Raw genomic sequence first — 26,739 nt, forward strand, 5'->3', positions numbered from 1 at the left:
ATGGACAACCAGGTTGAAGAGAAGCGGCAGCTTATCAAATTGATCATCGTAGACGATGAACCCGTCATATGTCAGGGACTGCGTTATACAATTGACTGGAAGGAACTGGGCGTCGAAGTGATTGGGGAGGCTTATGACGGCGAGGAAGCTCTTCGATTAATGGAGCGGGAGCAAGCGGATATCGTGCTGACGGATATTCGCATGGATGGCATGGACGGCTTGGAACTCTCCAGACAGCTCGCGCGGCGTTATCCGGATGTCCGAATCATCATCATAAGCGGTTACGAGGACTTTTATTATGCAAGGCAAGCTATGCGGATCGGCGTTCATGATTATTTGCTCAAGCCCGTCGAAATCGACGAACTAAGCAAGGCCGTTACCCGGATGGTGGAGGAGATGCGCAACCGCAGCCAACTGGACGGGATGCAGGAGATCAAGCTTTGGCTCACCAACGTTGCCAGAAATGGAATCGCGTACAGCAAAGAAGCGCCTTCGTCCTTGCAGGGCTCCCAATATCGTATTGTTGCCAGTCAGCTGGATCGCTATCAGGAGCGATACGGGGAGCTGGCGCAGGAGCAGCTCGATGATCTGCGGGAGCAGTGGTCGGACAATATTTTGCAAATGACGGACGGTCGGCCAGAGCTCCGTTCTTTCTCTATCTTTGATCACGAGAATTTGTTGGTCACCTTGATTGTGGCCGATCACAAGCTGCCAGCGATGGAGTGGGAAGCGATATGGGATCAAATGGCCCGCGCGTGCAAGCAACCGCCTGCCGTCTACTGTGGGGTGTCGCAGCTTTACGAGGATTTAAACGAAACCTCCCTGCGCTGCGCGGAAGCGGCGAACCTGTTGAATTACTATGCGTTAGAGCAGGCAACGGTGCTCGACTCCCGGACAGAGCTTGTGTGGAGCGAAAGAAGGCGGCCGGCGGCGCTCGACTTGGCCCAGTCGGTACAGCTGCTATCGACGGCCTTGTTTAAGCAGAGCCAAAATGAAATGAAAGAAGCGGTTGCGAGCCTGTTCGCCTTCTTTAGGGAGCAGCTCTACTTTCTGTGCGAAATCGAGTCCGCGTACGAGGAGCTGCTTACGTTGCTGAGACAGCGTCTGCGCAAAAGCGGCATTACGGGGCTGGATTCGGGTGTGGGCGGCAGCGCCATCGATACAAACCTCTTTAATACGTATGAGTCGCTCGAACAAGCGATACTTCGGGACATGCAAAAGCTCTTCGAGATGATCGAGCAAAGCGGCGGCGACCGCTCGTACTGGATTGTCGAGAAGTCCAAGCGGTATATCGACGAGCATTACACCCAGGAGCTTAAAGCTTCCGAGGTTGCGGCTTGGCTTAAGATTACGCCCAGTTATTTCAGCTACATTTTCAAACAAAGCACGGGCAAGGGGTTTACCGAATATTTGAACGAGTTGAGAATGGAACGGGCCAAACGTTTATTGGCCACCACGCATGACAAAGTGTTCGAAATTGCGGCTCAGGTCGGCTATAAGGAATACAAGTATTTTGTTTCCGTGTTCAAGACATACATGGGGATGACTCCCAAGAAATACAGAAGCATGCAGGCAGGAAACATGGATCCGGGGTGAAGCATCTATGGAAAAATACAAGCAGTCCGGCTTGCCGATTAATGAGCGCGTAGACGATTTGATGTCAAAAATGACGCTCAGGGAAAAAGTCGGGCAATTAAATCAACGGATGTACGGCTGGCATGCATACGAGAAGCAGGAAGGCGGAGCCTATGCGCTAACGGATGCGTTTAAGCAAGAGACAGCCGCATTCGGCGGGATGGGCGCACTGTACGGATTATTCCGTAGCGATCCATGGTCGGGCGTCGATTATTACAACGGCATTGCGGCCGGGGACAGCGCCGTCGTGGCGAATCAAATTCAACGATATATGCTGGAGCATACCCGGCTGGGCATTCCCGTTATGTTTAGCGAAGAGAGTCCGCATGGCCATCAGGCGCTGGACGGGACGATGCTGCCGGTTAATCTTAATGTGGGATCGACTTGGAATCCCGCGTTAATGGAACGTGCTTATCGCTTGACCGCGGCGGAAATCCGAAGCCGGGGCGCGCATCTTGCTTTGGTATCCGTGTTGGATATTTTGCAGGATCCAAGGTGGGGACGTTCGGAGGAATGTTACGGAGAGGATCCCTATCTGGCGTCGGCGTTTACGGAAGCCGTTGTGCGGGGCATGCAAGGGGAGCGGTCGAAGCTCGCGGAGGCGGATAAAGTCGCCGTCGTTTTAAAACATCTTAGCGCGCAGGGAGCCGGGATTGGCGGCAAAAACGCCGGACCGGCCAGCATCGGCGAGCGGGAGCTGCGGGAAATTCATCTGCCGGCCGCGATGGCCGGAGCGAAGGCGGGGGCGGCTGGATTTATGGCCGCTTATAATGAAATCGACGGCATTCCATGCCATGCCAACAGCAAGCTGCTGACGGGAATTTTGCGTGAGGAATGGGGCTTCGAAGGGATCGTGATGGCCGACGGCCAGGCGATTGACCGGTTGCTGGCGCTCACGGGCGGACATGAAGCAGCTGCTGCTCTTGCTTTATCCGCGGGAGTCGACTTAAGTCTGTGGGACAAATCGTTTACGACGCTGGAGGCGGCTGTTTTGTCCGGGCTCGTCGACGAGTCGTATATCGACAGGGCGGTTGCCCGCGTCCTTCGCTTGAAGTTCGAGCTGGGTTTGTTCGACCGTCCTTATACGGACGAAACCAAGGCGGCATCCGTCGTGGGCAGCGAGGACATACGCCGTATCAATTTGGCTATTGCTCGCGAGTCCGTCATTTTGCTCAAAAATGACAACATGAGACTGCCGTTTGATGCAAACGTTAAGCGTATCGCGGTGATCGGGCCCAATGCCGATCGAATCTACAATCAGCTGGGGGACTATACGAGCGTCCAGCGTCCTAAGACCGGATCGACCGTGCTGCAAGGGATTCGGATGGCGGCAACGGAAGGCGTCGAAGTCGTCTATGCGCACGGCTGCGGAATCCGCGACGCATCGACAGGAGGAATCGCCGAGGCGGTTGAGATCGCCAAGGCTGCGGATGTCGCCGTGCTTGTTCTGGGCGGCAGCAGTACGAGACAATTCGGCGATCTGTTCGACGGCAACGGCGAAGCGGTCATTGCGGGCGAGCGACCCGCCGAGATGGATTGCGGCGAAGGGGTAGATTTGGCGGATTTGCGGATTGGTGCAGCTCAAATTCAGCTGGCGGAGGCAGTGGCGGCAACCGGCACGCCGGTTGTCGTTGTATTGATTCAAGGTCGTCCCCATGCCATCGGCGAGGTGGACGAGCTGGCGGACGCCGTCTTGTGCGCCTGGTATCCGGGCAAGGAAGGCGGGCAGGCAATCGGAGAAATCCTGTTCGGACAAGTTAATCCGAGCGGCAAGCTCCCGGTATCCCTGCCGCGTTCGACGGCGCAGCTGCCGGTGTATTACAACCAGAAGGATCCAGGCAGGCCGCGTGTTTACGTCGATATGACGCCGGCGCCTTTGTATGCGTTCGGGCATGGGCTCAGCTATACGAGCTTCGAGTACAGGGAGCTGGGCTTGTCTGCCGCGACGATTGCCGCAGGCGATCTCGCAAACGGAGAGCGCGTCAAGGTTGCCGTCAAGGTTAAAAATACGGGCGATGTCGCAGGTTCGGAAACGGTGCAGTTGTACATTAAAGCCCGGGAGTCCATGGTGACCAGACGTATCGCCGAGCTGAAGGGTTTCGTCAAGGTTGCTCTGGAGCCGGGCGAAGAACGGGAGGTCACGCTGGAGCTGGGAGCTGAAGAGCTGGGCATCTGGGACAGCTCCATGGCCTTTGCGGTCAAGCCGTGCAAGGTGGAAGTTAAAGTAGGCGGCAATTTGCAGCATACTTTGAGTGCGGAGCTGGCGATAGTATAGGAGAATATATTACCGGATGTAGTATCTTGCCTTTAATTGAATCAGCACTGCGATCTCGACTAGGAGAAACGCAGTGCTTTTTTAATCGTTTAGGAAATAATGCGACATACCAGACTGTGGATCATGAGCCTGCGGTTGTCATGCGAAAAATAGATTGACGGTCTTTGCGACTATTAGGGCGGAAACAGGATAAATTTCAAATTGTAATGGGCTTAATAGTAACGAAAGCGCCGATAGACGGGAAAGTAACTCTGTTTAGCGTCCATAGACGATAATAACGTCTATGAAGCCAAAATGTAGGCGAACGAGCAACTATAGGCGTTAAAAACGCCGATGGCCCGAAAAGTAACTCTGTTCAGCATTCATAGGCGATAATAACGTCTATGAAGCCAAAATGTAGGCGAACGAGCAACTGTAGGCGTTAAAAACGCCGATGGCCCGGAAAGTAACTCTGTTTAGCGTCCATAGACGATAATAACGTCTATGAAGCCAAAATGTAGGCGAACGAGCAACTATAGGCGTTAAAAACGCCGATGGCCCCGAAAAGTAACTCTGATTAGCGTCCATAGTCGATAATAGTTTTTGGCTCCCCGAAGTACAAGTTTTGCAACCACTGTGCTGGCAAAGCCAGTGAAACGACAAACGAATTGTGGAGTACTCCCAATAATAATGAGTTGCTGTTCGGTATCCCCTTCATGCTTTCCGCGGCAGCTCATAACTATTTCGGCTACCTACAAAACGGTTTCTTGCTGCTCCTATACCGACTAAAAAAAGCAAGACCGAAGCGCCAAGCAGAATGAATAGTGGCAGGTTCCAACTATTTGTCGCATCATGCAGATATCCTATAAGAGCAGGACCGACTGCGGCAAAAAGATATCCGATCGATTGCGCCATGCCAGACAGTTTCGCTGCTTGATGCGCATTTTCAGTACGTAACCCGAAAAACATCATGGCCAAACTAAAGGCGAAGCCTCCACCAATTCCGAGCATGATGATCCACAACAGAATCATATTGGAGCTTCCGTAAAGAAGTCCAATCGTTCCCGTCAATAGCAAAATGGTTGTAATGACCACTAAAAACCGTTGGCTAGACATGCGCCCAGCAATAACGGGGACAATAAAGGCAAATGGAAGCATAACTAACTGCATGATCGAGAGATACCATCCTGATTGGTTTGGATCAATTCCTTGCTGCTTTAAAATTTCAGGCAACCATGCGATCAAAACGTAGAAAACCATGGACTGTATACCCATAAACAAGGTTACTTGCCAGGCAATAAGGGATTTCCAAACATTCACATCGTTGCTGGCCATTTGTTGACTCGTCGTGGTTGTTTGCTTCGTTTGATTTCTTAATTGGGGTAACCAACAGAGGATCGATACAAAGCTTAGAATCCCCCATATTCCCAATGCTCCCTGCCATTTTAGACCTGCGTTTACGGCTAGAGGCACACTGATTCCCGATGCGATTGCTCCACATAAATTCATTGAAATGGAGTAAATACCTGTCATGGAGCCAATTTTATTTGGGAAATCCCTTTTGATTATACTTGGCAATAATACATTACAGACGGCAATTGCGAATCCAAGAATTGCTGTCCCGATAAACAGATTAGCTGCGCCAGATAAAGAACGTATTACAATACCTACAGTCAGAAAGAGTAAGGCGATCATTATGATGCGTTCAACCCCATACCTTTGTCCTAATTTTGGTACTAGGGGCGATAATAAAGCAAATGCAAGCAAGGGTACCGTTGTGATCAGGCCTGCTGATGTATTTGAAATATGAAGGTCATCCCTTATCAGACTCACTAAAGGACTGACGGATGTTAAGGGCGTACGTAAATTAGCTGCAATAACAATAATGCCGAGAATGATCAGCCCAATAGAGGATGGTACGGCTTTATTATTTAGTTTGTTCGGCATTCTTAATTTCTCCTTCCTGAATTCTTGCGTATTATTTGCTTCCTGCTGATTTTCAAAAAAACGATACACGCGCGCGAATAAATAAAGTATATTATAATATATTTTAATTATCAATAAGTAATTTATAATATACTTTTCGTTCATCTGAAAACAAAAATACAACTCTGAAATTCCCGTCATGGAATTCAGAGTTGTATCTAATAAGTGGAGTTTTCGACTTTAGTAATCGTACTTTAAGGATATATGGAGCACTGTTTCGCTATCCGTATGATTGGTATAAGAATGAGGACAATCCGCACGAAAACTGATAGTATCATATTGATTCAATGTGAAAATCTCTCCATTGACTTGAATTTCAATGGAGCCAGTCATGACTGTCGCAATTTCAGTTGTATTGACATGATGACCTTCAGGCTGATACGAGCTATTTGGCTGTAAGTAAGCCCGACACATTTCAATATCGTTACTTTTAAAGATTGGTTCAATGCTCCAATTTTTTTGATCATTAGAAAACCGCAGTCCTTCGCCTGCTCGATACAAACTAGCAGAGTCTTCTGATTTGAACAAAGCCAATAGCGGTAAAGAGATACCTTTTGAAATTTTCCATATAATCGCCAGAGTTGGATTTGTCTCGCCGCGTTCGATATTCCCCAGAGTAAGTTTGCTTACGCCCGTTAGTTCCGATAAGTCGTCCAAGCTCATGTTTTTTTCTTTTCTGTACTTTTTCAAGGCAACACCGATTTGTAATACAATTTCTTTTGATTCATTGATTTCATCCATTAGATTCACCTCAACAAAAAACAGTTATAGCTAGTATATTATTTATCCAGATTCTTTTCCAGATCGCATATTTGAGCTTGCCAATCTCCCGTATTAAGGAGTGCGAAAGTCACCCGAATGGGGTAAATAGAGGCATGTGGCTCCCCCTACCCCTGAGTGATGCCATAATAACGTTTGCGGTATTCGGTGGCCGGAATGGATTCGTTCGACCTGAACATCCGGCTGAAGTGATTCAGCGTCTGAAAGCCGGAAAGCTCCGCAATTTCACTAAGCGAGTATGTTGTATTGACGAGCAGGTCCTTCGCACGCTGAAGGCGGAGCTGCCGCAAATACTCCGAAGGCGAGAAGCCCATTGTTTTGCGAAACAAAAGACGAAGATGGCTTTCGCTTATAAATAAATATTCGGCCAAATCGGGCAGCGCAAGCTTCTTTTCCAGATTCATCTGCATATAGTTGCATAGCCTGCTGATACGGGGGTCAATCTCCTGGGCCTTGTCAGGCATATAACCTCTCATTATGTCGAAGAAGCGCGCCACCCAGACGTTGAAAGAGGCGTTAACGGCGAGCAGCGCAACCGTTTCGTCGGTATTGACCTTGCTAATGATCAACTGGGGCTGATCCAGTGCATGCAGTGATTTGATCACATCCAAGGATTGCTCCAGAAGCTTGGCGGTCAATCGAGTGAGCTCTTGAAAGGCGGATGTATCCTCGATTCGAGCTATTAAGGGGAGGTTATACAGCTCCACGAAGTTTAAAGAACCGATCTTGATATCGCAGCCGACTGTATAGTAGTGAAACGGACTGGCAGATGCGTCGCTTGCCAGAACAATTCTAGGCGTTTGAGGCGGAATGACGACAATATCTCCTGCCTGTACTTCGCGAAGGTTACCGTTTACTTCGATCGTTCTCGTCCCGTCCAGGACTATCCATATAATCGTTTTTGGGTAACTCGCCCGAGGGAACTCCGTCTCGGCATCCACCACATTCTCGATCAGCCATGCCATCCGTACAAAGAGGTCCTCCACAAATCTGATTCTGCTTAGAACGGCCATCCTTGCAAGCTCCCTCCTGAATCTGTAACAACATAATCGAAAATGCATAATGGTTAATCGACAGCTCAACAATATCCTGTGCTACTATTTGATTGTAGCACATTCGCTGAGCGAAAACCTGGCAGCGTTTTCAAAGAGCCGCCTTGCCGAATGAGAATTCGGCAGGTGGCTTTTTATGGTCATTACGATAGACGAGGGGAAGATGACATGCGCACCATTCAAGGAAAAATGTTTATGGCTTTCAGCATCATGATTTGTCTGGCTATTATTCCGATTTCCTACATTACGTACCAAAATGCGTCAAGCGTCATTGAGGAAAACGCGACGACCTTTATCTCCGACAGCATCCGCAGAGCGGATGAAAAACTCCGTTCGACGATGGAGGAAGCGGATCAGGTGGCCAAGGTAATCGTCACGCGGGATATGGTTGCGCAAAGCCTGCTAAGCGACACGGCCGCTCCCTCGTACGAATGGTTCCAGGAGAAGAAACAGGTCGAGGATTATATCGCATCCATGGCGGCCTATAAAACCTATATTCAGAGAATATCCGTCATGGGCTTTAACGGAAAGCTGTTCCAGAACGGCTTTGCGCGAATCAACCAGACGAAGCTGCAAGGTCTGATCGAGAAGGGCGAGCTGCGGGAAAATCGAAGGCATGTGTTATTCGACGCTTCCACGGAGAACTCCATGCTTCTTGTTAGGCCGTTATTAACGGGCGGAAAAAGCATCGGGCTTGGCGTAATCGAATTTCATCCCGATTTCATGAAGCGGGTCTTCGAAATCCAGCCGTTAAAAGGGAGCGTCATCGGCGTGGTGGACGGTCGCGGCCAGATTATCTATCACAGCGGCTCGAATGAGAACGTGATCTCCGATCTATCCGCGGTAATGACGGACATGAACAAGGGGATAGGCTCGGAAGCAGCAGGCAGACTAAAGGAAATAAACGGCGAGACGTACTTAACCGTACAGATTGCATCCGATCTCACCGGCTGGACAACCATAGGCATGGTCCCTACAAGCGAGCTGCTGCGGGAAGTGGAGCAAATTCGGAAACAATTGATTTTGATTACCGTACTGGTGCTGTTGGCCGTGCATGTCATCTCTATCGTGCTCTCAAAGCAGATTACAAAAAATCTGAAACGGCTGCATAACACGATGAAGCGGGTCGGAGAAGGACAGCTGAAGGCACGCCCGCGCATTGACGCCCAAGACGAAGTTGGACAGCTAAGCGAGATGTTCACCACCATGATGACGAATGTGCAGGAGCTGATGGAGGAGACGGAGGAGAGGGGCAGACAAAAGCGGGAAGCCGAATATCGGGCGCTGCAATCCCAAATCAATCCCCATTTTCTCTATAATACGCTGAATACGATCAACTATTTGTCCAAAATTCAACAGGTGCCCAATATCGGCGAAATATCGGCGGCACTTGTGGAGCTTATGCGATTCGCGGTTGATCAGAAGCGGGATTTGATTCCGATTCGGGAGGAGCTGGAGCTGCTTAAGCGATATTTGAGCATTCAAAGATACCGATTTATGGACCGGATAACCGTAAGCATCGATGCGGAGGAGGCTACGCTGGATTGCCTGATTCCGAAATTCGTGCTCCAGCCGATCGTGGAGAACGCGCTTCTGCATGGGTTCGGCGCTTCATCGGAGAGGGCAGGAAGAATTACCGTCAAAAGCTATTGCAGAGAGGGCTCAGATATGACTATCGACGTAACGGATAACGGAGCGGGGATATCGGAGGAGCAGCTTGAGGCTCTCCATAAGCACGAATCCGAGCGGCATGCACGGGAAGGAACCGGTATCGGCATTAGCAATGTAAAAGACCGCATCAGGCTGGCTTTCGGCGAACAATACGGATTATCTATTGTCAGCGTGCCGGGGATATTGACTACGGTAGAGCTGCGGCTCCCGCAATGCAAAGAGAAAGGCGTGGTGACCCATGAACTGGAAAATCGCTTTCGTTGATGATGAACCGCTGGTACGCAATCACCTTCGTTCCCTGCTGGAATGGGAGAAGGAGGGGTTCGTGCTTTGCGGAGAAGCAGGGGACGGACGGCAAGCGCTGGAGCTGGTCAAATCGCAGCAGCCGGATGCGGTAATCGTCGATATGAGCATGCCCGGGATGAACGGTCTGGAGCTGACCCGTCAATTGCTTGGGGCTAATCCCCGCCTTAAGGTTATCGTGCTGAGCAGCTATGATTCCTTCGAATATGTTCGTGGATCCCTTAGTTATGGCGCAGTCGATTATTTGTTGAAGCACCGGCTTTCCGCCGACACGCTCAGCGTTGTGATCCGAAGTGTCCGCAAGCAGCTTGAAGAGCGGGCAGCCCAATTGCGTGTAAAGGAGCTGGCGGATATTGCGCTCTCCAGATCCGTCCTTCATGACCATCTTCTGGGCATGGAAGTAGACATGCAGCCCCTGGAGCAATATTTCTCGGAGAGCGGCTCAAGCAGAGACAAACCCCGCTTTGTTCTTATGCTCGTACAGCTCGCTCACTACGATGTGCTCGCAGCGCGGCTGCGGGAAGAGGAATTAATTCCTTATCTTCGGTCGGTAACGGATCTGTGCGATCAGGCAGGAGGCGGATACCCTTGGAGCTGTACCGTGGCTTTGGATCGCGGAAGGTGGGCGATGCTGATTACTTGCGGCACGGAGCGCAGCGAACTTGCGGTAGCCCAATGGATTGCCGCGAAGGGCGCCCGCTTGGAGGCTTCGCTGAAGCTGTACATGAATTTGGCGGCCACGCTATTGATCAGCCCGCTCGTTCCTTCCCTTGGCAAAAGCCGGGAGGCTTATCGAAAGCTGGTCCAGGAATTAGAAGGACAGACACGCCAGCCAGTCCATGCCGGACTTTCCGCGAATGAGCCTTATGTGACTATCGGGCAAGAGAAGCGGCTGCTCGCCGCGATGGAGGCAGCTGATGGAGAAGAAGCGGTGGCGATTATTGGGGAGATCATGGGGTCTGACAAGCAGGGGCAAGGGAAGGCGCCGATACTGGAACGAGTGTCTGCGGAGCTGGTGCAGATTGCCGCCAAAATAGCCCGGAAAGCAGACATTCCGGCGGAGTGGATGGTACAGGAGCTATCGATCTTCCAGCGCCCGGGATTGTCGAGCGACCAGGCGCAGGCAACTGTATGCGGCATCTATACAACGCTTGCCCAGGAACTTCAAAGATTGAACCTAACCTCCGGCCATTCGCGCCACGTGAGGCAAGCGCTGCAGATGATTGCGGGTCGATACCGGGAAGGACTCACGCTGGACGAGACCTCGGAGCGGCTGGGCATCACCCCTTCGTACTTAAGCAGGCTCGTCAAGGAAGAGACCGGACGCACGTTCACGGAGCTGCTAACGGAGCATCGCATCGAACGGAGCAAGCAGCTGCTGCTGGAAGGGGATACGCCGCTCAAGGAGCTTCATGCCAAGCTGGGATTCAGCAGCAACAGCTATTTCATCCGCGTGTTCAAGGACGCGACGGGAGAAACGCCGCTTGCCTATATGCAACGAATCAAGGGACGCTCCTAGACGCTCCAACAAGCGGCTGCTGCATAAATTTAATATGAAAGTACAAAAATGTGAAACGTTTTCAGATTCCCATCCGATTTATAATCAGTGCAAGTTCCTGAATGTAAGCCTTTGCATGCAGCGCTAAGGAGCCTAACAATAAGAAAAGGGGATGGACCGTAAATGTTGGTAAAAACAAGAAAGCGAATGATGTTGATGCTCGCGGCCGCCTTAACGGCGACGACGCTGACTTCGGCCTGCAGCAATTCGAAGGAGGAGCCGGTCACTAGCCCAGGGAATGCGGATGCGACGAGCAACCTTACGGAAGCAGGCTTCCCGATCGTCAATGAGCCCGTCACCCTGAAGGTTTTCGGCTGCAAGGATCCGAACCATGCGGAGTGGGGAGACGTCCTCATCTTTAAGGAATATGAGAAAATGACCAATGTCAAGCTGCAATTCGATGAGCTTCCTGCGAATGCGCAAGGCTGCGACGAGAAGCGGAATCTGTTGTTTGCCGCGAATGAGCTGCCGGATATTTTCCTGAGGGCCAATCTGACCAATACGGACATTGCCCGCTACGGTCAGCAGGAGCAAATGCTCATCCCGCTGGAGGGATTGATCGATGAGCATGCGCCGAATCTGAAGAGCATCTTCGAGCAATATCCCGAGGTCAAAAAGTCGGTGACGGCTGCGGACGGTCATATCTATTCGCTGCCCACCGTGCGTCTGCAGAGCTCCGGACGATCGGAGAAGATCTGGATCAACAAGGAATGGCTCGCCAAGCTGGATCTGAAAGCGCCTACGAATGTGGACGAGCTGTTTACGGTGCTGCGCGCGTTCCGCGACAACGATCCCAACGGCAACGGCAAGCAGGACGAGATTCCGCTCGGCTTACGGGATATCGGGATGGTCTATTCCACCTTCTCGGGGTCCTTCGGCCTGGAGCAGCAAATGGGTTATCAAATCAATATCAAGGATGATCAGGTCAACATTTGGCTGAAAGACGAACGCTTCAAGGAGCTGTTGCAATTCCTGAATCAGTTGTATAGCGAGAAGCTGCTGTGGCAGGACTTTTACGCGGGCGATATACCGAATTGGAGAAGCAATCTGTCCCAAGCTCTGATCGGCATGTTCTTTATTCAGGCTTCCGATCCTTTCTTGCAGGTGGAGAATCAATTTACGGGCATGACGCCGATCGTAGGTCCTCAAGGGGATCAGACCCATTCGGCTACCGGACCAATTGCAGCGCCGATCGGAACGTTCGCCATCTCCAAAGTAAATAAAAATCCGGAGGCCGCCATTCGCTGGGTCGATTATTTCTTTAGCGAAGAGGGTTCGAAATTTTTCCAATACGGCGTGGAAGGCGAGACGTATACGATGAAGGACGGCAAGCCGGTCATCCATGATTCCATCAAAAATGACTCCCGCGGCTTTATGGCGGCGCTTGGCCAGGTAAATCTGGTGCCGGGAGGCAGCTTCCCGCATGTGGTAACGGACACCTTCGGCAACATTGTAGAGAACGACAAGGTGTTGGAGGCTAACCAATTTATTGAAGATTATTTGCCGGAAACCGTCCTTGGCGCTCCGATCTTCGACAAGGCGACTTCGGACCAAATCATCCCGATCAAAGCGGACATTGATAAATATGTAAGAGAATCGGTCGCGAAGTTCATCATCGGAGAGCTCAGCTTCGATAAATGGGGGGAATACGCGGCTACCCTCGAGAAGATGAAGATTGACGTGTTGCAGAAGGCGTATCAAGACGCCTATGACGCGAAGAAATAAAGATGATTTGCTGCGGGCGGCGGATATGCAACGCCGCCCCTGGCTTTTCCTGACCTGCGATAGGAGTGTGAAATGATGCAAGCCGAGGCTGCGAAATCGACTACATCTACAAATAGCGAGTGGAAGCCGAAGCATGTACTGCGGAAACGGATACTCGTTCGGTATGAGCTCTACTTGATGTTATTTATCCCGATCATTTGGTATATTCTGTTCAAATATGTTCCGATGTACGGGATCACCATTGCCTTTAAGGACTTCTCCGCGACGAAGGGAATTTTGGGCAGTCCTTGGGCGGGCCTGTCTCATTTTGAACGTTTCTTTTCTTCAGTGTACTTCTGGGAGCTGCTATGGAATACGATCTGCTTAAGCTTGTTCCAGCTGCTTGTCGGCTTTCCGATTCCTATACTGCTGGCACTTTTGCTTAATGAAATCCGGCTCCGCTGGCTGCAAAAGCTGCTGCAGAATGTGTCCTATATCCCTCACTTTCTATCGATCATCGTACTGGTGGGGATGCTGAACATCTTTCTTGATCCGGAAACGGGGAAGATCAATCAAATTTTGATGATGCTGGGCATGGATCCCGTTCATTTTATGCAAAAAGCGGAGTGGTTCCAAACCATTTTCGTGTCTTCGGGGATCTGGCAGCATATGGGCTGGGGCTCGATCATCTATCTTGCAGCGCTCAGCGGCATCGACCCTACCTTGTACGAGGCGGCCAAAATCGACGGAGCCACCAGGCTCCAGCGCATCAAACACGTATCGATACCGGGCATACTGCCGACCATTATTATTTTGTTCATCCTGCAGATCGGTCAGCTGATGGATGTCGGCTTCGAGAAGGCGCTGCTGATGCAGAATCCGATTAATGCCAGCAAAAGCGATATTTTGCCGACATTCGTGTACAAAAACGGAATTATGGGCGGCCAGTTCAGCTATACGGCGGCGGCGGGTTTGTTTAATGCCGTAATCGACTTTACCCTCCTCGTGTTGGTGAACTGGTTTGCAAAGAAAAAGGCCGATTCGAGTCTATGGTAGAGAGGAGCAAAGAGCATGCAATCATCCAATGAAAACAAGCTGCGGTCCAGAGATGACAAAATTTTCGATGCCGTTCTGTATGTCATCACTGCCTTGCTCCTAATCCTCGTGGGTTATCCGCTGCTGTTCGTGGTCAGCGCCTCGTTCAGCAATCCGATTGATGTCGTTGAAGGCAGGGTCTGGTTGCTGCCGCAAGGCTTTACGCTGGAGCCTTACAAGCTGGTATTCGAGAATGAGAAAATATGGAGCGGTTACGCGAACACCGTATTTTATGCGATAGCTGGCACCTTCATCAATCTGGTTTTGACCGTGCTGGCGGCTTATCCGCTATCCCGCAGGGATTTGCCTGGTCAACAATTTCTTATGTTTTTTGTTACGTTCACGATGTTTTTCAGCGGGGGGCTGATTCCGACCTACCTTTTGGTCAAAAACCTTGGCATGAATAATACGATCTGGGCGATGCTGATTCCCGGCGCCATCGCGACCTATAATCTCATCGTGATGCGGAGCTTTTTCCAGAACAGCATTCCGAACGAGCTGCAGGAGTCGGCATGGATGGACGGCTGTAATTTCTTCCGGATGTTATGGAGCATCATCTTGCCGCTGTCCAAGCCGATATTGGCCGTTATGGTGCTGTTCTATGGCGTAGGTCATTGGAACGCGTATTTCAACGCGCTGATTTATCTCAAGGATAGGGAATTATTCCCGCTCCAGCTGATTCTGCGGGAAATCCTCATTCTGAATCAGGACGACATGGGCGGCGGCGATGTCGGCATGACGGAGCGCGTCATGCTGGCCGAGAGTATCAAGTATTCCGTCATCATCATTTCGAGCGTGCCCGTCCTGCTGCTGTATCCGTTCATTCAACGTTATTTCGTTAAAGGCGTGATGATCGGTTCGATCAAAGGTTGAGATGCGGGTGCCAGAAGGAGGAAACAAGATGGATAAACGGCCTAATTTATTGCTTATTCAGACGGACCAGCAATCGGCGGAAACGCTCGGTTTGTACGGCAACCCGGCATTAGAAACTCCAATACTCGAAAGCCTGGCCGAACGCGGCGTTGTATTTGACTTCGCCTTCTGCAATTATCCCGCCTGTTCCCCGTCAAGATCATCGATGTTTACGGGCAGGTATGCCTCCTCCATCGGAGTTCATGCGAACCACATGATGATTAATCCTGCGGAGACAACGCTGCCGCAAGTGCTCAAGGAGCATGGTTATCAGACGGCGATTATCGGGAAAAATCATGCTTTCATGGAGAATACCAAGACCTACTATCCCGCCGAAGTCGCGGATCGCGAGAAAGCCAGCGTGCTGAGACAAGTATTCGATTACGTCCGGCTGGCCGATCACGGGCATCTGGTTGACGGCTACAGAGACGATCCCGAAACCATGGCGGCGCATGAGTGGTCCCATACTTGCTGGGTAAGCCCTTTGGGCCATGGAACCAACCCTGCCCGTCCGGAGAAATGCGGAACCTACCTGCTTGGGGAAACGATGATGGATTATCTCGAAAATGAACGTGATCCCGAGAAGCCGTTTTTCGCCTGGCTGTCCTTTCCGGATCCGCATACGCCTTATCAAGCGCCGGAGCCTTACGCCAGCATGATTGATCCCGCCAAGGTGCCGCTTCCGCCAAAGGACATGATGGAAGGAAAACCGGAGCGACAGCAGGTGGCCTATCTGATGGATGCGATGGATACGGCGGACGATAAGCTGATTCGCAAGGTACGGGCGATCCATTACGGCATGATCCGATTTATCGACGATACGCTCGCCCGCGTGTTCGCGAAGATGGAGGAGCTCGGCTTGACGGACAATACCGTCGTCGTCTTTACGTCCGATCATGGCGACTCGATGGGGGCTCACGGGCTCATTCAGAAGCACAACATGTTCTACGATTCCTTTACCCATGTGCCGTTTATTGTGGCGGCTCCGGAATATCAGGGACCGCGACGAACCAAACATCCGGTCGAGCTGGTCGATATTATGCCGACGTTCCTGGACATGGCCGGCATTTCGATCCCGCCCGGCGTTCAGGGCAAGAGCCTGGCTCCTTATCTGAAGGGCGAGGACTATTCGCCGCGCGAATATGTCGTCATCGAGAGCGGCGAAGAAGGGGAGCCGATGCGCGTCTCCGATATTACCGTGCGCCCGGAGCATCCGTTCGACGATCGTTATTTCGTCTGGTGCGCCTATCGCGAGGCATGGGTGGGGAAGGGCAAAAGCATTCGCACGCTGGAGTGGAAGCTGAACATCTACGCCAGCGGTGAAGGCGAGCTCTATGACCTGGTTAACGACCGCGACGAGCTGCACAATCGCTTCGAGGACCCGGCCTTCGCGAGCATTCGTTCGGCGCTCGAGCGCAAGCTGCTGCTTTGGACGATGGAAAAGGAAGACCGTCTTCCTCTGAATACGACGGTGAAGTTGAATTATGCGGAAGTGAAGGCGAAACATGCGTAGGCGGGGGTTGATTCGTTTTGATCTTTTGGCATGTTGACAGCGCTACAGTGTCCCTCTACGATGAAGTCAGAGGTGAGAAGCATGGTCAAAAGCATGCGTCTGAACATTGAATACGAGCATGATATCGCGATCAACGCCTTTTATTGGACGCCGCGTTCGTATAGAGAACCGCTGCACTATCATGCGAGCCTGGAGATCGGCTGCTGCGTGTCGGGCGAGGGCGAGTTTTATTTCGGCTCCAAAAAATACGTTGTCGCTCCAGGAGATATATTTATTGTCAATCATACGGAAAGGCATATCGCCTGCTCGGCGGAGCATAACCCAAGCTCCTATTTGTTCCTGAATTTCGATCCTGGTCTGTTGCTGGAGGAGGACGAACGATTGCTGCTTCCCTTCTCCATTCCTTCGGAACGGTTTCAGAACCTGATTCCTTCGGACTCGGCATTGGCAACAGCGATTTGGCCATTGATGCAATCCATATGGATGGAGCTGGACCGAAAGCTGGAGGGATATCAAATGATGGCCAAAGGCTTGCTGCTGCAAATCGTTTCCCATCTGCTGCGTAGCTGCAGCACCGATATTCCGCCATCCGAATGGAGGGAAATAACCGATTCCTTTTCGAACTTCCGCATCATATCCGCTTATATGCAGGAGCACTTCAATGAGCCGCTGGATCTTGAACAGCTTGCCCGTATGCTCCATCTGAGCTCCTCCAGAGTGTCGAGAATGTTTCAGGAGGTACTCGGACGAGGTTTTAAAGATTATTTGCTATTACTTCGGCTCGCGGAGGCGCGCCGTCTTTTGGTACGGACGGATATGCCGGTGACTGAGGTTTGTTTTGCAAGCGGATTCCAGAGCGTTTCTTCCTTCTATCGTTTATTTGCCGGAGCGGAAGGCATCTCTCCTATGGCCTATCGGAATAAATATTCGGGAATTGCAATTTTTGAGAATGAGCTGCCTTGATCTGGGAAGCGCTGAGACTAGTCTTCTTATATAATCAGTCCTAAATAAGCGGAAGGGATTGAAAACTTATGGCTGGTTGGGATCCATTGAAAGCGCTCGTAAGAGAAGAGGTTGTCCAAAGAACGGAAGAGGGGTGCGACACGCGGGGCTTCGCTCAAAGAGCGGAGGAAGCGGGCGACGATGAAGGAAAGCTTATGAGTCTGTATGAGGAACTGTCCAAGCTGCAAGCGAGAACGGACTTCCCTTATGAGGAGCCGTCAGAGCTGGAGAGCATTCGCAAGCTGCGTCCGGAAGGACCGCGCAGTCTGAAGGCCGGATGGTCGGAGCCGCAATGGCGCAACAAATTTTATGGAGCGTGGCTGGGACGGAGCGTCGGTTGCGCCCTTGGCAAGCCGCTTGAGCACGGGCCGTACATGGCTGGAGCAAATGGCAATCCCGGCTGGAGAAACGTTCAGCTCTGGTTTGAAGGCGCCAACGCCTGGCCGATTCAGGGTTACACGCCGATCGAATCGCCGGGAGCAAAGGAATTGGGTCTTGCTCATTTCGGCTTGAAGAGCACGCGCGAGCGGATTGCATTTATGGAAACCGACGACGATATTCGTTATACGGTGCTTGGATTGATCATGCTCGAAGAGAAAGGACTGGATTGGGATTCATGGGATATCGGCAAGCTATGGCATAATCGCCTCACTTATGCGCAAGTTTGTACGGCCGAGACGCAAGCGTATTTGAATTTTTCTCAAGTTACCTCTCATATGAAGCCTGACAGACCGGAGAACTGGAAAGAAAAGCTGGAATGGGTTCGCACGCATTTGAATCCCTATCGAGAGTGGATAGGCGCCCAAATTCGCGCAGACGGCTTTGCGTACGGGGCAGCCGCACAGCCCGAGCTGGCTGCCGAACTGGCATGGCGCGATGCCTCCTTCTCGCATATCAAGAACGGGATTTACGGTGAAATGTTCGTAGCCGCGATGATTGCCGCCGCGTTCGCCGAGAAGGACCCGCGCCGGATCGTCGAGATCGGCCTTAGCGAAATTCCGGCGACGTCCAGGCTTGCGGCGGATATCCGTAAGGCAGTGGATATCGCATCCGCGGCCAGGGATCAAATCTCGCTGGTCGATCAAATCTGGGAATCGTTCAAACATTACCATCCGGTTCATACGAATAATAATGCGGCGCTGGTCGCGGCTTCCCTGATCTTTGGCGGCGGGGACTTTGAGAAGGCGGTCACCACTTCCGTACTGGGCGGTTGGGACACCGATTGCAACGGGGCGACGGTAGGATCCATTATGGGCGCGGCATTGGGAGCAGATGCGCTTCCTTCCCCATGGACGGCTCCACTAAACGATACGTTATATGCGGATCTGCCTGGCTTTCATCCCATTGCCATTTCGGAATGCGCGGAGCGCAGCTACAACGTTTTCCGCAAGCTGTCTGGACAATTGGCAGGTAACAGCTAGCTGCTTGGGAATCCGGTACTCGGGGCTATATGCCGACAAGCCGTTATCGAATTTGAGCGGGCAAGCGGTATCGGGCTTTCATTCCGATGCCGCTTTTGATGATGTTCAGGCTCAGAATGAGCGTTACCCGTTCAAGTTAGTCATTTGCGTGCAAAGCGCCCCGCCGTCCCGCCTTCGAAGGGCTGTAGCCTCTAACTTTCTTGAATTGCTTGCTAAAATAATAGGTGTTCTGATAGCCAAGCGCTTCCGCTACCTCTCCTACCATCATGCCGTGCTGGTTTAGCAGTAGCTCCGCGCGTTCGATCCTTTTCTCGATGATATAGCTCTCGATCGTCTGGCCCATCGTTTCCCTAAACTTCATGGAAAAGTAGCGCGGCGACAAATACGCCTGCTTCGCCAGTTCCGCGATCGAGCCGGCCTGAGCCGGATTTTCCCGAATCGTTGCGGCGATCTTCGTCATGGCTTCGAGATGCGGGCTTCGTCTTCTAGAAGCCTCATTGCTAGACAAGCTCTCCCGTTCCAATCCCATAAGAAGGAGGCGAAGCAGCATGCAGGCTTCTTCTTTATGGCGGTACTCCCTTAAGGTGGTGTTAACCGGAACGAATAAGGACTTTTTTAAAACCGAAAATGCCGAAAATCAACAAAAAACGGACGGAAAAACACTATTGGGTCGTAACGGAACCAATTTGCGTGATGAGCAGTAATGGGAAAATAGGTTGGCGGTCATTTTTGCGACTATAAGCAGGCGAACGAGCAGCTGTAGGCGTTAAAAACGCCGATGGACGGGAAAGTAACTCTGAATAGCAGCCATAGTCGTTAGTAACGCTTATGGCTCCAAAAAGTAGGTGAACGAGCAGCTGTAGGCGTTAAAAACGCCGATGGACCGTTAAAGTAACTCTGAATAGCAGCCATAGTCGTTAGTAACGCTTATGGCTCCAAAAAGTAGGTGAACGAGCAGCTGTAGGCGTTAAGAACGCCGATGGACCGTTAAAGTAACTCTGAATAGCAGCATAGACGATAATAGGTCTTTGGCTAACGCAAACGAATGGTGAGAAAAAAAGGAAGAAAGGAAGCGAGTTTGACGACAGATCGCATATTTGAGCTTGACAGTCATCCTTCAGGTGATTTTATTCTTCTCAGGAACATGAGTGCCCGATCGATAAATTGTATATTGCCGATCGGGGCAAATCGGAATATAATAATGTTGTGCCCGGGCACGGAATAGGCCGAAGCCGATTTCGTGCTTTTTCTTTCCTCATAAATGTGCCCGGGCACGGAAATTGTTTTTTTAATCATAAAGGAGGTAGGCTCATGGCAATCGTCGTGCAGAAAAGAGATTACAGCTTGACCGGTCCGGAGGGCAAACGAGCCGAGGAGCGGGGGCTGGCCGCGGCGGAATGGTATGCAACCCCAATCCCGCGCGCCAAGATGAAGGAACTGATGAAACGAAAGGACGGACCCGCGATCCGTGATACGCTCATTTGGTTTGCTACGCTTATTGTATTGGGTTATCTCGCTTATTTGTCCTGGGGCACATGGTGGTCCATTCTCGCTTTTTTTGCATACGGCACCTTTTACGCTTCGCCCGGCGATTCCCGCTGGCATGAATGCGGACACGGCACAGCCTTCAAGACGCAATGGATGAACGATGTTGTCTACCAGATCGCTTCCTTTATGGTATTGCGCTCTGCGACGCCATGGCGCTGGAGTCATGCCCGCCATCATACGGATACGATTATCGTCGGGCGCGATCCGGAAATTTTGACCGAAAGACCGCCAATTTGGAAAATTATTGTGATGCAAATTTTTCATCTGTATGGCGGACCGATTGAGATCAAACGTTTTTTCCTTCACACGGTCGGCAGGATGGAGGTACAGGAGAAGGAATATATCCCTCCAACCGAACATCATAAAGTGTTTCGCGAGGCCCGGGTATACTTGCTCATTTTTGCGGCCGTTATTGCCGCGTGTATATATACCGGCAGCATTTTACCGGCGATGTTTATTGTGCTGCCTTCGTTCTACGGCAACTTGATGGTGCTGCTGTTCGGCATGACGCAGCATCTCGGATTGTATGAGGATGTGCTGGACCATCGCTTGAATAGCCGAACGGTCTATATGAATCGCGTATTCCGGTTCTTGTACTGGAATATGAACTATCACGTCGAACATCATATGTTCCCGATGGTTCCGTATCATGCGTTGCCCAAGCTGCATCAGGAGATGAAAGGTGATTGCCCGGAGGCGCGTCCCGGACTTTGGGCGGCGCTCAAAGAAGTCATTGGCGCATTGCGCAAGCAAAAAGAGAATCCGGCTTACGTCGTCGTCAAACCGCTGCCGCCTACGGCACAGCCGTATATGCACGATTTCGACAAACAAACCGAACAAAGGAGCCAGATGCCATTATGAGCGGAGAATGGATTGAAGTATGCGCAGTCGATGAGATTGAAGAGGAGGATGTCATTCGATTCGACCATGGAGAGCGCACTTTTGCTGTATATCGTACGGTCAAGGGACATTTCTACGCCAGCGACGGCTATTGCACGCATGAAAAATTTCATCTGTCTAACGGATTGGTCATGGGAAACGTCATTGAATGCCCGAAGCATAACGGCCGATTTGACATTCCGACCGGAGCTGCCAAGCGCGCGCCCGTATGCGTCGACCTTCGAACATATCCGGTTAAGGTGGAGTCGGACAGCGTGTTTATTAAGATCGATTAGACAGGAGCGGCAGAGGATGAATGAGAGTGGAATGGTTGTCGTCGGAGCCGGCGAAGCCGGGGTCAGGGCCGCGCTGGAATTAAGAAGCTTGGGATGGGACGGCGAAATTACGTTAATCGGGAACGAAGGTTTATTGCCGTACGAGCGGCCCAAGCTGTCCAAGGAGTTGCTGATAGCGGTGGAGGAGCCGTCTCCGGCAGCGGTAGTAAGCGAGGCGCAGCTTGCAGAGGAGCGCATCGACTGGGTCAGCGGCGTTGCCGTGCGCCGCATTGACCGAGAGGGGCATCGCGTGGAACTGGCCAGCGGGAGAGAAATTCCTTACAGGCGGCTGCTGCTGGCAACAGGAGCCAAGCCGAGAAAGCTGGAGATAGCCGGGGATGGAGCGGGTGATCTGATCTATCTGCGCCGCTACGAGGACGCGGTTCGTCTCCGCGAATCGCTCCGGAATGGCTCGCGCGTCGTCGTTATCGGAGGCGGGTTTATCGGTCTTGAGGTTGCGGCAAGCGCTATACAGCGAGGCTGTTCCGTTACATTGCTGGAAGCGGGGCGCCGTCTGCTGGCCCGGGGCGTGCCCGAAGCTATAGCGAAAGTTGTGGAGCAGGAACATCGGAAACAAGGCGTTCGCATTGTTACGGGCGCTTCCCTGGAGCGAATCGACAAGGGAGCAGGCGAATTCAAGCTGCGTCTTGCCGACGGAACGGTCATTCCTTGCGATGCCGTCATTGCCGGTATCGGAGCAGTGCCGGAGACTGCGCTGGCGGAGGAATGCGGACTGGCGATGGATAATGGCATACGCGTCAACGAGAAGCTTCAGACCAGCGATCCAAATATTTTTGCCGCCGGCGATTGTTGTTCCTTCCCGCATGTCTTGTTCGGCAATCATCGGATCCGGTTGGAAGCTTGGCGCAATGCGGTGGATCAGGGGATGCATGCGGCAGGTAATATGCTAGGTTCGGAGAAGCCGTACGGGGTCGTGCCTTGGTTCTGGTCCGACCAATACGATCTGACGCTGCAGGTAGCCGGGTTGACCGATCGCGCCGTTACGATTGTGGAGCGGAATATGGGCGAGGAGGGGCAACTATATTTCCATTTAAATGAAGAAGGAACTGTTGTGGCCGTTAGCGGAATTGGCTCAGGCGGCTCGTTAGCCAAACATATCCGGATCGGCGAAATGCTGGTGGAGAAGCAGGCCAAACCGGCAGTGGAAGCTCTTGCCGACCATACGGTAAGGCTTAAGCAACTGATGAGTTGACGCTGTCTTGATAACGTTCTTCCATTCTTTCATAATAGAATCCAAAGACATACTCAGGACAGGATGGGAGAATGCGCATGAGCGTAACGATTCGGCAAATAGCGGTAAAAGCGGGCGTATCCAGAGGAACGGTTGACCGGGTCTTAAACGACAGGCCAGGCGTGAAGCCGCACGTCCGGGAAAAGGTGATGGCTATCGCCGAAGAATTGAATTATGTACCTAATGCCGCGGCCAAAGCGCTTGCATTCAGCAAAAAACCGTTGCATGTCGGCATCATTATGCCGCCTCGGGAGATCGAATTTTTTCAGGAAATACGAGACGGTATCGAGGAAGCCGCCGATGAGCTGAAGGGCTTCGGCATCCGGCTTGAATATTGTTATGTCAGCAATCAAAATCCGGAGGAGGGCGCTGCCGTCATACGCAAGCTTGTGGAAGACGGCGTAAACGGCATTATGTTTTCGGTTATGGATGATGACCTCATTCGGCTAAGCATTAATCAAGCGGTCGACAGCGGCGTGCCGGTGATCACCTTCAATTCGGATGTCGAGCAGTCCAAACGCATATGTTTTGTGGGACAGAATCTTCCCCAAAGCGGCCGCATTGCGGCGGGTCTAATGGCGCGAGTGCTTCGTTCTCCGAGCAAGGTGTTGGTGGTGGCGGGGCATTTGAGCATTTATGCGCATCGTGCCAGAGTAAAGGGATTTGGCGATCATTTATCGGACAGCGGCATTGACATCGCCCAAGTGATTGAAGGTTATGATCGTTTTGAAGTTACCTACGAGAAGCTCAAGGAGGCGTTGACCAGATACCCGGAGATCGAGGGGATCTATATGGCTACGGGCCATATAGGCGCATGTATGGATGTGGTCAAGGGGATGAACAGACCAAATCGATACCGCATTATAGCGAATGATTTGATGCCCGAGGTGGAGCAGGGGATGCGAGAAGGATTAATCGACTTTACCATTGTCCAGAATCCTGCCCAGCAAGGTTATCGTTCGCTTCGCATGCTGTATGAGCTAATCCTGAACGGGAAAATGCCGGAGCAGCAATACTATTATACGGAAACGAGTATTGTCATTCCCGAGAGCTTGTAGGAGCAGGCTTGGAAAGGACGAATTCTATGCTTCAAAGCCAATATGAAGTCAGACAGCACGAACGGGACGGCGCGATCGTGTACGAACTGAGCGATGCCAGACATACGGCGGTCGCGGAGATTATGCCCGAAGCAGGCAACAATGCCATATCATACAGCTGGCGAGACATTCAGGTACTGTCGCCTCCGCCGAATGCGGCGGCGTTTAAAGCTGATCTCGGCGCGAGGACGCTGTACGGGACGCCGATTTTGTTTCCGACCAACCGTATAAAGGGAGGAACATACATCTTTAACGGCAACAGGTACCAGTTGCCGATCAACGAACCGCCTCATCATCATTTGCATGGGGAACTGTTGCAAAGAGCCTGGAGCGTTACCGATTATAGTGCATCTAACGAACATGGGGCATACGTGACAGGCAGATTCGAGCCAGCGGCGCATGCCGACATCATGGATTATTTTCCCCATAAGCTCACATTCGACGTGACTCATCGGCTATATGAAGGGCGACTGTTGATTGGAGCCGTACACGTATGTGACCGATGCGTTTAACTTGCCATACGATGCCGGCCTGACAGGCAGCAGGGGGATCGAACCCGGCGAGGTCGTGCAGCTGCGAACCGCGATGTGGGTGGAGTTGTTGGGTAAGTGAGACTGACGACGCAACGTCAATTATAGAGTAAGGCTCCCGTTTATGACTTGAGGAATAGTTCCGCAGAAGATCATGATGGCGACAGGAACAAGACAGCATGGGATGATCAGCTAGCCGCGGCTTCTCGAAGAGTTATCCCTCGCTGAGCCGGAAATGCGCCATTGAGACGGCGTGCAGCCGATAAAACGTTTGAACACGGTCGCAAAATGCTGGCTGGACGCATAACCCAGCCGATACGCAATATCCGTTACGGAATGCTCCGTATCGGTCAGCTGCCGACAAGCTTCCTTTACGCGGAGCCGCTCGGAGAATGCCGTCGGAGCTTCTCCCGTATAGGCTTGGAAAGTGCGGTAGAAGTGGGAGCTGCTGACGCCGGCCGTCATGGCAAGTTCGTCGACGGTGGGCCGCCACTCCGGTTCACGCTCCATTCGGGCGATCAACGCGTCATAATGGTGAAGCAAATCGTGAGCGATCGTATCCGTTCTTGCGCCCGATTGTATCAAGGCGAGCAAGGTATCGAGAAGCGCGCTGCGCACAGCGACACTGCGGAGAGGGCTTTCCAAAGATATCGCATCTTTTAACTTCTGGAACGATTGCACTGCAAACAATCCAATCTGCTTCACGCGCTGCAATCGTTCAATCGCATCGCTGATGAGACGGGTTTCTTCCGGCGGGAGTCCAAGCCAGGCATGCCGATGAGGCGCTTCGATGATCAGCCACCAAAATTTGCAGGGTTCGATCGCGTTGAATCCGCCGCTGTGCTTCTCGCCTGGTCTGGAGTGGAACAAATCGCCGGCATAGGTTTCGAAGAGGCTGCCCTCAAGCTCCCAACTCGCTTTGCCTCTCTCTATAAACACAAATTCAAAACAACCGGGATGTTGATGCTCATATAACGGAGCAGCTTTGCGGAGCTCATCGCTTCCAAGCATGACAAGTTCCGGTACACGCTGCACGGGCGGGTCGATTTCAGTGTTAAACGTCCAGCGGGCTTTAGACTTATCGGCATCAGTTTTTCCCATGAGTCACCGTCCTGATTGTTTCTATAACTATTCCGTGTTTCTAATCCTACTCAATACCGGCGTGAACGTCAAACGAATCGCTCTAGTAGTATGCTTAGGACATCCAATAGTAGGAGGGTGTTTCGATGCAAATAAAAGCCGAGAGAAGCTACAAAATTACGCAAGCGGATAAGGAGATTTTCGCCCGCGACGGGTACTGGATCAGCCCCAAGCTGATTGACGACGAGCAGATCGCACGATTGCGCCAAGCGCATGAACGCATTTGGAGCGGGGATTACGACGGCGACGGTTATCCGATGAACCACTTCCGATTAAGCGACAACCCGGATGCGCTCCGCAAGCTGGACAACGGCTGGTGGGTTAACGACGAGATTCGAACTGTCGTCACGGATCCGCTGATTGGAGAGTTGTCTGCCGACTTGCTGGAGACGGACGAAATTCGATTGTGGCACGATCAAGTCATCTACAAGCCTGGAATCGGAGACAAAGCAACGAAGGCCGGCAATGTCGGCTGGCATCAGGACTATGGCTATTGGCAATGTTCGGATACCTCCGATATGATTACCGTCTGGATCGCTCTGCAGGATACGGACTTAACCAATGGAGGCATGATGACGATTGCCGGATCTCATAAGTGGGGATTGGTGCCGGAGAGCGATTCGTTCTTCAATCAAAATATGGAAGAGCTGCAACGCAAATATGCGGATGGCCGCGACTGGGTGGAGGAGCCTTGTATCCTGAAAGCAGGGCAAGCAAGCTTCCATCACGGGCTTACGTTCCATGGCTCGGGACAGAACCGGACAAACGATCCGCGCCTGTCGGTCGTCGCCCATGTGATGAAAGGCGGTACCGGTTATCGTGCGGGAATCCAGCGCCACGACAACATTCGGCTGCTAGGACCTAGACCGGTGCAGGGGCAAACGTTCTCTAATGAGTATTTTCCGGTTATTTATAAGCGGTAAGAGGCACTGGAAAGGGGCTGTCCAATAAGTCTCAAAAATAAAAAGTTGGGCGGACGCTTCCGTCCAACTTTTTTGTTTACCTGCTTTTTCAGGAAAATGCCGAGGTGGATGCCTGCCAATTAACATTCAACCAAAACGGGGCGTCCAGC

22 protein-coding genes are annotated in these 26,739 nt (G+C 51.8%); 17 read left to right on the forward strand and 5 right to left on the reverse strand.

From position 1 onward, the window contains the following. Entirely contained in the window at positions 1-1,596 is a 1,596-nt protein-coding gene (locus tag KJW29_RS04305; RefSeq protein WP_214628869.1) for a response regulator transcription factor, read from the forward strand. A 7-nt stretch (positions 1,597-1,603) separates the two neighbouring features. After that, a complete protein-coding gene (locus KJW29_RS04310; protein ID WP_214628870.1) occupies positions 1,604-3,910 on the forward strand; it encodes a glycoside hydrolase family 3 N-terminal domain-containing protein in 2,307 nt (768 codons plus the stop codon). A 693-nt stretch (positions 3,911-4,603) separates the two neighbouring features. Here KJW29_RS04310 and KJW29_RS04315 read toward each other — a convergent pair. The 3 genes from KJW29_RS04315 to KJW29_RS04325 form a co-directional block, all read right to left on the reverse strand. Then, positions 4,604-5,836, reverse strand: a complete 1,233-nt coding sequence (locus tag KJW29_RS04315; RefSeq protein ID WP_214628871.1) for a CynX/NimT family MFS transporter — start codon at positions 5,834-5,836, stop codon at positions 4,604-4,606. Between the two features lie 219 nt (positions 5,837-6,055). Next, a complete protein-coding gene (locus tag KJW29_RS04320) occupies positions 6,056-6,616 on the reverse strand; it encodes a helix-turn-helix domain-containing protein (protein ID WP_214628872.1) in 561 nt (186 codons plus the stop codon). Between the two features lie 146 nt (positions 6,617-6,762). Further along, positions 6,763-7,668 carry a helix-turn-helix domain-containing protein gene (locus KJW29_RS04325; protein ID WP_214628873.1) on the reverse strand — a complete coding sequence of 302 codons (906 nt, stop codon included), beginning with the start codon at positions 7,666-7,668 and terminating at the stop codon, positions 6,763-6,765. Positions 7,669-7,875: 207 nt separating this feature from the next. Between KJW29_RS04325 and KJW29_RS04330 the strand changes: the two genes are divergently transcribed. From KJW29_RS04330 to KJW29_RS04365, 8 genes are all read left to right on the forward strand, one after another. Beyond that, positions 7,876-9,642, forward strand: coding sequence for a cache domain-containing sensor histidine kinase (locus KJW29_RS04330; protein ID WP_214628874.1), 1,767 nt, complete (start codon positions 7,876-7,878; stop codon positions 9,640-9,642). Next, entirely contained in the window at positions 9,617-11,200 is a 1,584-nt protein-coding gene (locus KJW29_RS04335; protein ID WP_214628875.1) for a response regulator transcription factor, read from the forward strand. Before KJW29_RS04330 ends, KJW29_RS04335 begins: the two co-directional genes overlap by 26 nt. A 162-nt stretch (positions 11,201-11,362) precedes the next feature. Then, complete coding sequence (locus KJW29_RS04340) at positions 11,363-12,964, forward strand: extracellular solute-binding protein (protein WP_214628876.1); 1,602 nt, start codon at positions 11,363-11,365, stop codon at positions 12,962-12,964. 72 nt (positions 12,965-13,036) lie between these two features. Then, a complete protein-coding gene (locus KJW29_RS04345; protein WP_214628877.1) occupies positions 13,037-13,999 on the forward strand; it encodes an ABC transporter permease in 963 nt (320 codons plus the stop codon). Positions 14,000-14,014: 15 nt separating this feature from the next. Then, complete coding sequence (locus KJW29_RS04350) at positions 14,015-14,911, forward strand: carbohydrate ABC transporter permease (protein ID WP_087566359.1); 897 nt, start codon at positions 14,015-14,017, stop codon at positions 14,909-14,911. Positions 14,912-14,939: 28 nt separating this feature from the next. After that, entirely contained in the window at positions 14,940-16,463 is a 1,524-nt protein-coding gene (locus KJW29_RS04355) for a sulfatase family protein (RefSeq protein ID WP_214628878.1), read from the forward strand. A gap of 81 nt (positions 16,464-16,544) precedes the next feature. Then, the gene (locus KJW29_RS04360) at positions 16,545-17,426 is read left to right on the forward strand and encodes an AraC family transcriptional regulator (RefSeq protein ID WP_214628879.1); all 882 of its coding nucleotides are present in this window, start codon (positions 16,545-16,547) and stop codon (positions 17,424-17,426) included. Between the two features lie 68 nt (positions 17,427-17,494). Further along, positions 17,495-18,886: an ADP-ribosylglycohydrolase family protein gene (locus KJW29_RS04365; RefSeq protein ID WP_214628880.1), complete on the forward strand. Its 1,392-nt coding sequence runs from the start codon at positions 17,495-17,497 to the stop codon at positions 18,884-18,886. 136 nt (positions 18,887-19,022) lie between these two features. Here the strand turns inward: KJW29_RS04365 and KJW29_RS04370 are convergent, their stop codons facing one another. Further along, entirely contained in the window at positions 19,023-19,436 is a 414-nt protein-coding gene (locus KJW29_RS04370) for a helix-turn-helix domain-containing protein (protein ID WP_214628881.1), read from the reverse strand. Here KJW29_RS04370 and KJW29_RS04375 point away from each other — a divergent pair. The 6 genes from KJW29_RS04375 (at position 19,435) to KJW29_RS04400 (ending at position 24,509) form a co-directional block, all read left to right on the forward strand. Beyond that, positions 19,435-19,590, forward strand: a complete 156-nt coding sequence (locus tag KJW29_RS04375) for a hypothetical protein (protein ID WP_214628882.1) — start codon at positions 19,435-19,437, stop codon at positions 19,588-19,590. The two genes, KJW29_RS04370 and KJW29_RS04375, sit on opposite strands and share 2 nt — an antisense overlap. A gap of 607 nt (positions 19,591-20,197) precedes the next feature. After that, entirely contained in the window at positions 20,198-21,295 is a 1,098-nt protein-coding gene (locus tag KJW29_RS04380; protein ID WP_214628883.1) for a fatty acid desaturase family protein, read from the forward strand. Further along, positions 21,292-21,609 carry a MocE family 2Fe-2S type ferredoxin gene (locus tag KJW29_RS04385; RefSeq protein ID WP_246608577.1) on the forward strand — a complete coding sequence of 106 codons (318 nt, stop codon included), beginning with the start codon at positions 21,292-21,294 and terminating at the stop codon, positions 21,607-21,609. The genes KJW29_RS04380 and KJW29_RS04385 overlap by 4 nt, the downstream gene beginning before the upstream one ends. 16 nt (positions 21,610-21,625) lie before the next feature. Then, positions 21,626-22,861, forward strand: a complete 1,236-nt coding sequence (locus KJW29_RS04390) for an NAD(P)/FAD-dependent oxidoreductase (RefSeq protein ID WP_214628884.1) — start codon at positions 21,626-21,628, stop codon at positions 22,859-22,861. A gap of 77 nt (positions 22,862-22,938) precedes the next feature. Continuing rightward, on the forward strand, positions 22,939-23,958 hold the full coding sequence (locus tag KJW29_RS04395) for a LacI family DNA-binding transcriptional regulator (protein WP_214628885.1): 1,020 nt from the start codon (positions 22,939-22,941) through the stop codon (positions 23,956-23,958). Between the two features lie 26 nt (positions 23,959-23,984). Beyond that, positions 23,985-24,509 (forward strand): aldose epimerase family protein, encoded by a 525-nt coding sequence (locus KJW29_RS04400; protein ID WP_281426328.1) that lies wholly within the window; start codon positions 23,985-23,987, stop codon positions 24,507-24,509. A gap of 210 nt (positions 24,510-24,719) precedes the next feature. Here the strand turns inward: KJW29_RS04400 and KJW29_RS04405 are convergent, their stop codons facing one another. After that, the gene (locus tag KJW29_RS04405; protein ID WP_214628886.1) at positions 24,720-25,628 is read right to left on the reverse strand and encodes a helix-turn-helix domain-containing protein; all 909 of its coding nucleotides are present in this window, start codon (positions 25,626-25,628) and stop codon (positions 24,720-24,722) included. A gap of 125 nt (positions 25,629-25,753) precedes the next feature. On the opposite strand from KJW29_RS04405, the gene KJW29_RS04410 reads away from it, so the two are divergent. Further along, positions 25,754-26,590: a phytanoyl-CoA dioxygenase family protein gene (locus KJW29_RS04410; RefSeq protein ID WP_214628887.1), complete on the forward strand. Its 837-nt coding sequence runs from the start codon at positions 25,754-25,756 to the stop codon at positions 26,588-26,590. Positions 26,591-26,739: the final 149 nt, after the last annotated feature.

Origin of the sequence: Paenibacillus agaridevorans (assembly GCF_018604145.1) — a bacterium.
Lineage (GTDB): Bacteria > Bacillota > Bacilli > Paenibacillales > Paenibacillaceae > Pristimantibacillus > Pristimantibacillus agaridevorans.